The sequence below is a fragment of the Streptomyces sp. PKU-EA00015 genome (assembly GCF_013387495.1).
Classification (GTDB): Bacteria; Actinomycetota; Actinomycetes; order Streptomycetales; family Streptomycetaceae; genus Streptomyces.
Map to the genome: position 1 here is coordinate 1 of NZ_JABZEE010000080.1, position 11,407 is coordinate 11,407.

Below are 11,407 nucleotides of genomic sequence, written 5' to 3' on the forward strand. Positions count from 1 at the left end.
CCTGCCGCCGGCCCGGCGACCCCGCCGCCCGCGTCCGCCCCGGACAGGCCCCGGACGAGCCCGCCCCGCCCCGCCGTGTCCCCCGAGCGCCCCACGCCGCCCGCGACCGCCGCTGCTCCCTGGGCCCCGCCGGGGGACGGGAGCATCCCGGAGGAGACCACCACCCGCCTGCGTCCCACCGCCCCGGCGCCCGGACCCCGACGGGTACCCGCCCCCGCGGCGCAGCCGCCGGTCGTGCCGCCCGTGCCGCGGCGAAGGCCCGTGGGACACGTCGACATGACGCCGCGGCCCGGTGCACCCCGGCCGCCCGCCAACCACTGGGCCCCGCCCGAGGCCCCCACCGAACTGACCACGCGGCTGCGGCCCGTACGCACCCGGCACCCCGCGCGGACGGTCGGCGCCGTCACCTGCGTAGTCCTCGGGCTCGGGCTGATCGGCGGCGCCGTGACCGGCCTGTGGCTCACCGGCGACTCCAGCGCCGACACCGCCGAGCGCGACACCTACGCGAAGGTGCGCTCCATGTGGCACAGCGTCCCCGTGGACAAGCTGTTCCCACCCACTCTCAAGGGCAACGGTGCCGGACCCGGCGGGGCCGACCGCGTCTGGACGCGGATCGCCGTCGCCCCGGACAGCGGCTGCGCACCCACGCTCGACCCGCTGCTCGTCAAGACGCTGGAGCCGGTCGGCTGCGCCCGTGTCGTGCGTGCCACGTACACCGACGCCACCGCGAGCAGCGTCACCACGGTCGGTCTCGTCTTCACCGAGGCCGAGCGGGACGGCATGCTCGCGCTGCACAACCGGTTCGCCACCGAAGGGCTCGGCGAGCGCACCGATCTGATGCCCCGCACGCTGCCGGCCAAGGGCACGGTCGCGGCCGGATTCGGCGACGAGCAGCGTGCCAGCTGGACCGTCGACGTCGTGACCGAGGCGCCCGTCGTCGTCTACGCCGTCTCCGGTTTCGCCGACGGCCGCCCCGTCCCCGACCCGCAGCCCGCCGACGAGGCCAAGGCGGACGGCGCGACGACCGCCCCCGCGCAGTCCGGGCTCGGCCACGACGCCGCCGGCATCGCCGACCGCATCGAACGGGGCCTGCGGATCGCCGTCGGCCGTGCCACGGAGGAGACCGAATGAGCCTCCACCCGCGCCGCCACCGCCTCAGCGCCGCACTCGTCGCCGCGGCCTTCTCCGTGCTGCCCGCCGCGACGCCCGCGCACGCCGACGCGATCCGCGCCCAGCAGTGGAGCCTGGACGCCCTCCACACCGACCAGGCCTGGCAGACGACCAGGGGCGAGGGCATCACGGTCGCCGTCCTGGACACGGGCGTCGACGACCAGCACCCGGACCTCGCCGGATCCGTGCTGCCCGGCAAGGACTTCATCGGCTTCGGCGCCCGGCGCGGCGACCGCCCCTGGGCCCGTCACGGCACCGCGATGGCGGGCATCATCGCCGCCCACGGGCACGGCCCGGGCCAGGAGGCCGGCGTGATGGGCATCGCCCCGGAGGCGAAGATCCTGCCCGTCCGCGTCATCCTCGAAGGCGGCGACAAGGCGCGTGACCGGGCACGCAAGTCACGTGGCACGGCCCTCGCCCAGGGCATCCGCTGGGCGGCCGACCAAGGTGCCGACGTCATCAACCTCTCGCTCGGCGACGACAGCGAGTCGGCCCACCCCGAGGCGGGCGAGGACGCCGCCGTCCAGTACGCCCTCTCCAAGGGCGCCGTCGTCGTCGCCTCCGCGGGCAACGGCGGCGAGAAGGGCGACCACATCTCCTACCCCGCCGCCTACCCGGGCGTGATCGCGGTGACGGCGGTCAACCGTTTCGGGACGCACGCCTCCTTCTCCACCCGCCGCTGGTACGCCACGGTCAGCGCCCCCGGCGTCGACATCGTGCTCGCCGACCCGGACCGGAAGTACTACCAGGGCTGGGGGACCAGCGCCGCCGCGGCCTTCGTCTCGGGCGCCGTCGCCCTCGTCCGGTCCGCCCACCCGGACCTCACACCGGCCCAGATCAAGAAGCTCCTGCGCGACACGGCCCGCAACGCCCCCGAGGGCGGCCGCGACGACTCCCGGGGCTACGGGTTCGTCGATCCGGCAGCGGCGATCGCCGAAGGTGCGCGGCTGCGGCCCGGCGACCTGAGGGCGGCCGCGTCCGGCTACGACGAGCCGTACTTCGGCCGGGGCCCCGACCCGGAGGAGGACGGCGTCGAACCGGCAGGCTGGCTCGCCCCCGTGGCCGGCGGCCTCGGCGTACTGACCCTCGCCGCGGCCGTCGTGCTCTGGAGAGGAGGCCGCCGGGGCCACGGCGGCTCCGTCTGACGCGAGCCGGGACCGTCGACGCGGCCGCGCAACCCGCGAGCGGGACGCCGCAACCCGCGGCCCCGTCCTGACGAGAGGCGCGCGCCGGCGGTCACGAGCAGGACGTTACGCTCGACGCGTGGCGCTCAAGAACATCCCGGACCCCGGTTTCTCCGACGACGACGGCACCGCCGACCCCGCCCTTCAGGCGGCGCTCGCCGCCTGGGCCGAGGACCGCACCGCCGAACGGCCCGTGCTGGAGGCGCTCAGGAGCGCACGGCTCCTCGTCCCCGTCGTCGCCGTCCTCGGCGAGGTCGAGGAGGACGAGAACGGGCTGCGCCGCGAGAAGACCAGCGACATGGCCGTGCCCACCCTGACGGCCGGTGATCGCCGTGCGCTGCCCGCGTTCACCTCGATCGCCTCGCTCGCCCTGTGGGACCCCGAGGCCCGCCCCGTGGCCGTCCCGCTGCACCAGGCGCTCCAGGCCGCGGCGCACGAGAAGGCGGACACGCTCGTCATCGACCTGGCCGGCCCGGTCCCGTATCAGCTGACCGGACACGCCCTGCTCGCCCTCGCCGAGGGCCGCACCAGCACCGAGCCCCTCGCCGATCCGGCCGTCACCGCCGCCGTGCGCGACAGGCTGGCCGCCGAGCCCGCCGTCCTGCGCGCGCACCTGGGGCCCGGCCGCGACGCGGACGGCACCCTCGCGCTCGTCCTCGCGCCGGACGCGGTCCCGGCCGAGGCGGGGCGACGTGTCGCCGAGGCGCTGGCGGCCGACGACGTACTGAGGGCCCGCCTGGTGCGGGGCCTCGACCTGGCACTGCTGCCGGCCGGGGCCACCCCTCCGGGCGGGCCCTTCTACGTCAGGGAGTAGGTCTCCGAACAGGTCAGCCGTGGACCGGGCCGGTGTACTTCTCGCCCGGTCCCTGGCCCGGCTCGTCCGGCACCAGCGACGCCTCGCGGAACGCGAGCTGCAGCGACTTCAGTCCGTCGCGCAGCGGAGCCGCGTGGAAGGAGCTGATCTCGGTCGTGCTCGCGTCGAGCAGACCGGCCAGCGCGTGCACCAGCTTGCGGGCCTCGTCGAGGTCCTTGTGGTCATCGCCGTCCTCGGTCAGACCGAGCTTGACGGCGGCGGCGCTCATCAGGTTGACGGCGACCGTGACGATCACCTCGACCGCGGGGACCTCGGCGATGTCGCGGGTCATGGCGTCGAAGTCGGGGGCCTCCTGGGCGGAGGGCTCTTGGGGGGAGGTCGCGTCACTCATGACGCACACGATATGCCCCGCCGCGCAGGTCACCGCCGCGGCCACCGGTTAGCCGCATCGCCCGGGAGCTGCTAACCTTGTGTGACGACCGGCTGGACACCTGCGTGCCCAGCCCACAAGTGGAGGCTCCGATCTCCCACCTGGCCGCCCTCCGGGCGGCGGGTCACCGGTCAGGCGGCGCCCATCGTTCCGTACGGACGATGGAGTCGCCCGATGTGCGCCCCGCGGTCCACCGCGGCGGTGCTCCGGTATTCATGGAGCAGCCGCCTGTGTCCCGTCCGGGGCATTTTTCGTGTTCCGGCGCGGTTGGTCTGACGAAACAGACGTTACGCGGCTGTCTGCCAGGCGGTCGTGTGGTGCTACTTAGGAGGATCCATCAGCGCCGAGCCCCGCATCAACGACCGGATTCGCGTTCCCGAGGTGCGACTTGTCGGTCCCAGCGGCGAGCAGGTCGGGATTGTTCCGCTTGCCAAGGCCCTGGAGCTTGCGCAGGAGTACGACCTCGACCTGGTCGAGGTCGCGGCGAACGCCCGTCCGCCCGTGTGCAAGCTCATGGACTACGGGAAGTTCAAGTACGAGTCGGCCATGAAGGCCCGTGAGGCGCGCAAGAACCAGGCGCACACGGTCATCAAGGAGATGAAGCTCCGGCCGAAGATCGACCCGCACGACTACGACACCAAGAAGGGTCACGTCGTCCGGTTCCTCAAGCAGGGCGACAAGGTCAAGATCACGATCATGTTCCGTGGTCGTGAGCAGTCCCGCCCCGAACTTGGCTTCCGTCTTCTGCAGCGTCTCGCGGCGGACGTCGAGGACCTCGGCTTCATCGAGTCGAACCCGAAGCAGGACGGCCGGAACATGATCATGGTTCTCGGCCCGCACAAGAAGAAGACCGAGGCCATGGCCGAGGCGCGTGAGGCCCAGGCGGCACGCAAGGCGGAGCGCCAGGGCTCGCAGGACGCCGACGCCTCGGCCGACACAGCCTCCGAGGGGTGACCCGCGGGGCCAGCCGGACAGGCGGCCCCCGGTCCCGCCCGGAACCCACAACGAAGATCTGACGCTCCCGCAGTCCGGTGCCCGCACCGGGGGAGCGCCACTGATGAGGAGATACGGCGCGATGCCGAAGAACAAGACGCACAGCGGTGCCAAGAAGCGCTTCAAGATCACCGGCTCCGGCAAGGTGCTCCGTGAGCGCGCCGGCAAGCGCCACCTGCTCGAGCACAAGTCGTCCCGTCTGACGCGCCGCCTCACCGGCAACGCCGAGATGGCCCCGGGCGACGCCGCGAAGATCAAGAAGCTTCTCGGCAAGTGACGTCCTCCGTCCCCGACGCAGGGGACGGGACGCCGGGACCGGGACCTATTCGTTTCCGGGCCGTGTGATCACGCACCACGGCCCCGCTACAAGGAGTTAACAAGTGGCACGCGTCAAGCGGGCAGTCAACGCCCACAAGAAGCGCCGGGCGATCCTCGAGCAGGCCAGCGGTTACCGCGGCCAGCGTTCGCGCCTGTACCGCAAGGCCAAGGAGCAGGTCACCCACTCTCTGGTCTACAACTACAACGACCGCAAGAAGCGCAAGGGCGACTTCCGTCAGCTGTGGATCCAGCGCATCAACGCCGCTGCCCGCGCCAACGGCATCACCTACAACCGCTTCATCCAGGGTCTGAAGGCCGCCAACGTCGAGGTGGACCGCAAGATCCTGGCCGAGCTTGCGGTCAACGACGCAGGCGCGTTCGCCGCGCTGGTCGAGGTCGCCCAGAAGGCGCTGCCGAGCGACGTCAACGCGCCCAAGGCTGCCTGACGGCCGCACCGAGCCGACCGGACCCGCAGGCCCCTGGGCCTGCGGGTCCGGTGTGTTTGACCCAGCCCCGCGACCGACCCCCAGCCGACCGAGGAAGAGAGCCCCAGGCGCCCATGCCCACCCCCGAGCTGATCTCCCCGCGTTCCCCGCGGGTCGCCGCCGCCCGGCGGCTCGCCAAGCGGAACTTCCGGGGGAAGGACCGGCTGTTCATCGCCGAGGGGCCGCAGGCCGTCCGTGAGGCCGTCGCCCACCGGGGCCCCGGCGGCGAACCGACCCTCGTCGAGCTGTTCACCACCGTGGAGGCGGCCGAGCGGTACGCCGACATCGTCGACGCCGCCCGCGCCGCGGGCGCCCGCGTGCACCACGCCGCCGACACCGTGCTCGCCGAGGTGTCCCAGACCGTCACCCCGCAGGGGCTCGTCGGGGTGTGCCGCTTCCTGGACTCGCCGTTCGAGGACATCCTCGCCGCCCGGCCCAGGCTCGTCGCCGTCCTCGCCCACGTACGGGACCCGGGCAACGCGGGCACCGTGCTGCGCTGCGCCGACGCCGCGGGCGCCGACGCCGTCGTCCTCACGGACGCCTCCGTCGACCTCTACAACCCCAAGTCCGTACGCGCGTCGGTCGGGTCGCACTTCCACCTGCCGGTCGCCGTGGGCGTCCCCGTGGAACAGGCCGTCCGGGGCCTGAAGGAGGCCGGCGTGCGCGTACTCGCCGCCGACGGCGCGGGCGACGACGACCTCGACGACGAGCTCGACGCCGGGACCATGGGCGGGCCCACCGCCTGGATCTTCGGCAACGAGGCATGGGGCCTGCCGGAGGAGACACGAGCCCTCGCCGACGCCGTCGTACGCGTCCCCATCCACGGCAAGGCCGAGAGTCTGAACCTGGCCACCGCCGCCGCCGTATGTCTGTATGCCTCGGCGCGCGCCCAGCGGGCCGGGGCGCGGGGCGCCGCCCGCTGAGGGAGTACTCGCTCAGGGGGTCCGTCACGTCACGTTCAGCTAGTAGGGTGACGGGCTCGGGGCCCACTCGGCAGCGGAGAGGTGGGGTACGGGGACATGACCGTCGGGACCAGCAGGCCGAACCGGACAACGGAGGCCGCCCTGTGCCGCACCGGCGGTCCCGAGGTGTCCGGGGCCGTGGCCGTCATCGACCCCGACGACCTCCCCGACGGGCTGGTCGTCGCGGACGAGACCGGCCTCGTCGTCTGCTTCAACGAGGCCGCCGTGCGCATCACCGCCGTGTCCAAGGCCGACGCCATCGGCGCCCCGCTGGAGCGCGCACTGCCGCTGGAGGACCTCAAGGGCCGCCGCTGGTGGACGCTGACCGATCCCTACGGCGGACTCCCCACCCGGGTCGGCCAGCCCGAGCGCAACCTGCTGCTCCCCGGCGGCCGCGAGATCCTCGTGTCCGCCCGTTACGTGCGCGACGTGCCCACCGGGCCGCTGCGCCGGCTCGTCGTCAGCCTCCGCGGCACCGAGGCCCGGCGCCGTACCGAACGCAGCCACGCCGAACTGATCGCCACCGTCGCCCACGAGCTGCGCTCCCCGCTGACCTCCGTCAAAGGTTTCACGGCGACCCTGCTCGCCAAGTGGGAGAGGTTCACCGACGACCAGAAGCGGCTGATGCTGGAGACCGTCGACGCCGACGCGGGCCGGGTCACCCGCCTCATCGCCGAGCTCCTCGACATATCCCGCATCGACTCCGGCCGGCTCGAGATCCGGCGCCAGCCCGTCGACATCGCCGCCGCCGTCACCCGCCATGTCCAGGCGCACACAGCCGCCGGCCAGGCGCCCGACCGGTTCCTCGTCCGTATCCGGCCGGGGCTGCCGGATCTGTGGGCCGACCCCGACAAGATCGACCAGGTCCTCGCCAACCTGCTGGAAAATGCGGTGCGCCACGGCGAGGGAACCGTCACGATCGAGGTGGCGCCGGCACCGGCGAAGAACGACGAGAAGGGCACGGCAGTCACCGTGAGCGACGAGGGTCCCGGCATCCCCGAGGAGTCGATGGGCCGTGTCTTCACCCGCTTCTGGCGGGGGAGCAAGCGCGGCGGCACCGGGCTGGGCCTCTACATCGTCAAGGGCATCGTCGAGGCGCACGGCGGGACGATCACCGTCGGCCGGGGACCCGGCGGCGGCGCCGAGTTCCGATTTATCCTGCCCGTCGGCACTCCGGCCCACCTCCTGTAGAGGCCGCCGGGCAGCCCACGGGCTCATCCGCATCCCCGCACCCCGTTAGACTCGGCCTTTGGCACCTTTGCGTCCTCGGTCGTCCCTGGTCGACGTGCGGGGTCCCCAGCCAGCCCATTCGGAAGTACGGGAAGAGATGTCCGCACCCAATAAGTCGTACGACCCTGTTGAGGTCGAGGCACTGAAACCGGAAGAGATCGAGCGCATGCGGGACGAGGCGCTCGCCGCCTTCGCCGCCGCCGCCGACCTCGAAGCGCTCGCCCACGCGAAGACCGCGCACACCGGTGGCACCTCGCCGCTCTCCCTCGCCAACCGCGAGATCGGCGCACTGCCGCCGCAGGCCAAGGCCGAGGCCGGCAAGCGCGTGGGCCAGGCCCGCGGCGCCGTCAGCAAGGCGCTGGCCGCGCGCCAGGCCGAGCTGGAGGCCGAGCGGGACGCCCGGGTGCTCGTCGAGGAGTCCGTCGACGTCACGCTGCCCTACGACCGTGTCCCGGCAGGTGCCCGCCACCCGCTGACCACGCTCATGGAGCGCATCGAGGACGTCTTCGTGGCCATGGGCTACGAGGTGGCCGAAGGTCCCGAGGTCGAGACCGAGTGGCTCAATTTCGACGCGCTCAACATCGCCGCCGACCATCCCGCCCGCGGAGAGCACGACACCTTCTTCGTCGCCGACGCCGACGGCACCTCGGACTCCGGCGTCGTGCTGCGCACGCACACCTCGCCCGTCCAGGTCCGGTCGATGCTGGACCGCGAGCCGCCGGTCTACGTGATCTGCCCCGGCCGCGTCTACCGCACCGACGAGCTGGACGCCACGCACACCCCGGTGTTCCACCAGGTCGAGCTGCTGGCCGTCGACGAGGGCCTGACCATGGCCGACCTCAAGGGCACTCTCGACCACATGGTCCAGGCGCTGTTCGGCGAGGGCATGAAGACCCGGCTGCGGCCGAACTTCTTCCCGTTCACCGAGCCGTCCGCCGAGATGGACATGGTGTGCTACGTGTGCCGCGGCGAGTCCGTCGGCAACCCGGACCGGCCCTGCCGCACCTGCTCCAGCGAGGGCTGGATCGAGCTCGGGGGCTGCGGCATGGTCAACCCGAAGGTGCTCATCGCCTGCGGTGTCGACCCCCAGAAGTACAGCGGATTCGCCTTCGGGTTCGGCATCGAGCGGATGCTGATGTTCCGCCACAACGTCGAAGACATGCGAGACATGGTCGAGGGTGACGTCCGGTTCACCCGGCCGTTCGGGATGGAGATCTGATGCGGGTCCCGCTTTCTTGGCTGCGGGAGTACGTCGACCTGCCGGCGACGGAGACCGGCCGTGACGTCCAGACCAAGCTCATCTCCGCCGGCCTCGAGGTCGAGACCGTCGAGCAGCTCGGCACCGGGCTCAAGGGCCCCCTCGTCGTCGGCCAGGTCCTGACCATCGAGGAGCTCGACGGCTTCAAGAAGCCGATCCGCTTCTGCACCGTCGACGTCGGCCAGGCCAATGGCACGGGTGAGCCGCAGGAGATCGTCTGCGGCGCGCGGAATTTCTCCGTCGGCGACAAGGTCGTCGTGGTCCTGCCGGGCGCGGTGCTGCCCGGCGACTTCGCGATCTCCGCCCGTAAGACGTACGGCAGGACGTCCCACGGCATGATCTGCTCCGGCGACGAGCTCGGCATGGGCGACGACGGCAGCGGGGGCATCATCGTGCTGCCGCCCGAGCACGAGGTCGGAACCGACGCGATCGAGCTCCTCGAGCTCGTCGACGAGGTCCTCGACATCGCCGTCACCCCGGACCGCGGCTACTGCCTGTCGATGCGCGGTGTCGCCCGCGAGGCGGCCATCGCCTACGGGCTGCCGCTGCGTGACCCGGCGCTGCTCGACGTGCCCGCGCCCAACTCCTACGGCTACGAGGTCCAGGTCTCCGACCCCGTCGGCTGCGACCGCTTCACCGCGCGCACCGTCGTCGGCCTGGAGCCCGAGGCCCGCTCCCCGATCTGGCTGCAGCGCCGGCTGCAGAAGGCCGGGATGCGCCCGATCTCGCTCGCCGTCGACATCACCAACTACGTGATGCTCGAGCTCGGCCAGCCGCTCCACGCCTACGACCGCTCCCGTGTCGACGGGCCGATCGGGGTGCGCCGAGCCCAGCCCGGCGAGCAGCTCACCACCCTCGACGGCACCAAGCGCGTCCTCGACGCCGAGGACCTCGTCATCACCGACAACCGCGGCCCCATCGGCCTCGCGGGCGTCATGGGCGGGGCCGACACCGAGATCGCGGACGCCCAGCCCGACCCGGAGACCGGCCGGATCAGCGGCACGACCGAGGTCGTGATCGAGGCAGCGCACTTCGACCCGATCGCCATCGCCCGCACGGCGCGCCGCCACAAGCTGTCCTCCGAGGCGTCCAAGCGCTTCGAGCGCGGCGTCGACCCGCAGGCCGCGGCCGCCGCCGCGCAGCGGACCGTCGACCTGCTGGTGCTGCTCGCGGGCGGCACCGCCGAGGCCGGCGTCACCCAGATCACCGCGGCCGCCGCCCCGCGCACCGTCACGATGCCGGCCGACCACCCCGACCGGGTGGCAGGCGTCGCGTACGGGCGCGAGACCGTGGTGCGCCGCCTCCAGGAGGTCGGCTGCGACGTCCTGGGCCAGGACGAGCTCGTCGTCACCGTCCCGTCGTGGCGCCCCGACCTCGCCCACCCGAACGACCTCGCCGAGGAGGTCATCCGGCTCGAGGGCTACGAGAACCTGCCCTCCACGCTGCCCACGCCGCCGTCCGGCCGCGGCCTCACCGCCCGGCAGCGGCTGCACCGCCGGGTCGGCCGGGCGCTGGCCGGTGCCGGGTACGTCGAGGCGCCGAACTACCCGTTCGTCTCCGAGCAGGTCTTCGACCAGCTCGGCCTCGACGCGGACGACCCGTGCCGCAGTGTCGTCAAGCTCGTCAACCCCCTCTCCGACGAGGAGCCGGCGCTGCGCACCACGCTGCTGCCGGGTCTGCTCGGCGCACTGCGCCGCAACGACGGCAGGGGCAGCCACGACCTGGCGCTCTTCGAGACCGGACTGGTCTTCCGGCCGACCGGCCACGAACGGCGGGCGGTCCAGCTGCCCGTCGACCGCCGTCCGACCGACGAGCAGATCGCCGAGCTGAACGCGGCGCTGCCGCACCAGCCGCGTCATGCGGCGGTCGTGCTGTCCGGCGCCCGTGAGCAGGCCGGCTGGTGGGGCAAGGGCCGCCCGGCGGGCTGGGCGGACGCCGTCGAGGCCGCCCGGACCGTGGCGGCCGAGGCAGGTGTCGAACTCATCGTCCGCAAGGGCCAGTACGGTCCCTGGCACCCGGGACGCTGCGCCGTCCTCTCGGTCGCCGTGGACGGCGAGGAGCACACCGTCGGCTTCGCCGGCGAGCTGCACCCGCGCGTGCTGAAGTCCCTGGGCCTGCCGGAGCGCACCTGCGCGATGGAGCTGGACCTGGACCGGGTCGAGGGCGCGGCGACGGGTGTCGTGCAGGCCCCGAGCATCTCCACCTTCCCGGTGGCCACGCAGGACGTGGCGCTCGTCGTCGCGGACGACGTGCCCGCGGCGGACGTGGAGGCGGCGCTGCGCGAGGGCGCGGGCGAACTGCTGGAGGCGGTCCGGCTGTTCGACGTGTTCACCGGCGAGCAGATCGGCGAGGGCCGCAAGTCGCTGGCGTACGCGCTGCGGTTCCGCGCGCCCGACCGCACCCTGACGGTCGACGAGGCGTCGGCCGCACGGGATGCGGCGGTGTCGCTGGCGGCCGAGCGCACGGGAGCGGTACTGCGGGGCGCGTGACGCCTGAGGATCCGGGGCCCGGGGGCGCTGCCCCCGGGCCCCGTCGTGCGTCCGCCCGGCCCCGACCCGGCGCC

11 protein-coding genes are annotated in these 11,407 nt (G+C 73.1%); 10 read left to right on the forward strand and 1 reads right to left on the reverse strand.

The features are described 5' to 3' along the window. The first annotated feature begins 276 nt into the window (after positions 1-276). From HW130_RS32955 to HW130_RS32965, 3 genes are all read left to right on the forward strand, one after another. The gene (locus tag HW130_RS32955; RefSeq protein WP_177153459.1) at positions 277-1,131 is read left to right on the forward strand and encodes a hypothetical protein; all 855 of its coding nucleotides are present in this window, start codon (positions 277-279) and stop codon (positions 1,129-1,131) included. Further along, positions 1,128-2,315, forward strand: coding sequence for a type VII secretion-associated serine protease mycosin (gene mycP / locus HW130_RS32960; RefSeq protein ID WP_177153451.1), 1,188 nt, complete (start codon positions 1,128-1,130; stop codon positions 2,313-2,315). Before HW130_RS32955 ends, mycP begins: the two co-directional genes overlap by 4 nt. 118 nt (positions 2,316-2,433) lie before the next feature. Next, positions 2,434-3,168: an SseB family protein gene (locus tag HW130_RS32965; RefSeq protein WP_177153452.1), complete on the forward strand. Its 735-nt coding sequence runs from the start codon at positions 2,434-2,436 to the stop codon at positions 3,166-3,168. 13 nt (positions 3,169-3,181) lie between these two features. On the opposite strand, the gene HW130_RS32970 is transcribed toward HW130_RS32965, so the two are convergent. Next, the gene (locus tag HW130_RS32970) at positions 3,182-3,559 is read right to left on the reverse strand and encodes a DUF1844 domain-containing protein (protein WP_177153453.1); all 378 of its coding nucleotides are present in this window, start codon (positions 3,557-3,559) and stop codon (positions 3,182-3,184) included. 351 nt (positions 3,560-3,910) lie between these two features. On the opposite strand from HW130_RS32970, the gene infC reads away from it, so the two are divergent. The 7 genes from infC to pheT all read left to right on the forward strand — a co-directional run bounded on the left by infC (position 3,911) and on the right by pheT (position 11,333). Further along, entirely contained in the window at positions 3,911-4,552 is a 642-nt protein-coding gene (infC, locus tag HW130_RS32975) for a translation initiation factor IF-3 (protein ID WP_177153454.1), read from the forward strand. A gap of 121 nt (positions 4,553-4,673) precedes the next feature. Continuing rightward, on the forward strand, positions 4,674-4,868 hold the full coding sequence (gene rpmI, locus HW130_RS32980) for a 50S ribosomal protein L35 (RefSeq protein WP_018848956.1): 195 nt from the start codon (positions 4,674-4,676) through the stop codon (positions 4,866-4,868). 103 nt (positions 4,869-4,971) lie between these two features. Then, entirely contained in the window at positions 4,972-5,355 is a 384-nt protein-coding gene (gene rplT / locus HW130_RS32985) for a 50S ribosomal protein L20 (protein WP_004002577.1), read from the forward strand. Positions 5,356-5,468: 113 nt separating this feature from the next. After that, positions 5,469-6,317 carry an RNA methyltransferase gene (locus HW130_RS32990; RefSeq protein WP_177153455.1) on the forward strand — a complete coding sequence of 283 codons (849 nt, stop codon included), beginning with the start codon at positions 5,469-5,471 and terminating at the stop codon, positions 6,315-6,317. A 96-nt stretch (positions 6,318-6,413) separates the two neighbouring features. Next, complete coding sequence (locus HW130_RS32995) at positions 6,414-7,547, forward strand: ATP-binding protein (protein ID WP_177153456.1); 1,134 nt, start codon at positions 6,414-6,416, stop codon at positions 7,545-7,547. Between the two features lie 136 nt (positions 7,548-7,683). Beyond that, a complete protein-coding gene (pheS, locus tag HW130_RS33000; RefSeq protein ID WP_177153457.1) occupies positions 7,684-8,805 on the forward strand; it encodes a phenylalanine--tRNA ligase subunit alpha in 1,122 nt (373 codons plus the stop codon). Next, positions 8,805-11,333 (forward strand): phenylalanine--tRNA ligase subunit beta, encoded by a 2,529-nt coding sequence (gene pheT, locus HW130_RS33005; protein ID WP_177153458.1) that lies wholly within the window; start codon positions 8,805-8,807, stop codon positions 11,331-11,333. The genes pheS and pheT overlap by 1 nt, the downstream gene beginning before the upstream one ends. The last annotated feature ends 74 nt before the right edge of the window (positions 11,334-11,407 follow it).

Excerpts from the sequence above, each read along its gene's own strand:
- HW130_RS32970 (WP_177153453.1), bottom strand. The coding sequence starts at position 3,559 with ATGAGTGACGCGACCTCCCCCCAAGAGCCCTCCGCCCAGGAGGCCCCC.
- HW130_RS32990 (WP_177153455.1), top strand. The coding sequence starts at position 5,469 with ATGCCCACCCCCGAGCTGATCTCCCCGCGTTCCCCGCGGGTCGCCGCC.
- HW130_RS32955 (WP_177153459.1), top strand. The coding sequence starts at position 277 with ATGACGCCGCGGCCCGGTGCACCCCGGCCGCCCGCCAACCACTGGGCC.
- pheS (WP_177153457.1), top strand. The coding sequence starts at position 7,684 with ATGTCCGCACCCAATAAGTCGTACGACCCTGTTGAGGTCGAGGCACTG.
- HW130_RS32995 (WP_177153456.1), top strand. The coding sequence starts at position 6,414 with ATGACCGTCGGGACCAGCAGGCCGAACCGGACAACGGAGGCCGCCCTG.
- pheT (WP_177153458.1), top strand. The coding sequence starts at position 8,805 with ATGCGGGTCCCGCTTTCTTGGCTGCGGGAGTACGTCGACCTGCCGGCG.
- rpmI (WP_018848956.1), top strand. The coding sequence starts at position 4,674 with ATGCCGAAGAACAAGACGCACAGCGGTGCCAAGAAGCGCTTCAAGATC.
- mycP (WP_177153451.1), top strand. The coding sequence starts at position 1,128 with ATGAGCCTCCACCCGCGCCGCCACCGCCTCAGCGCCGCACTCGTCGCC.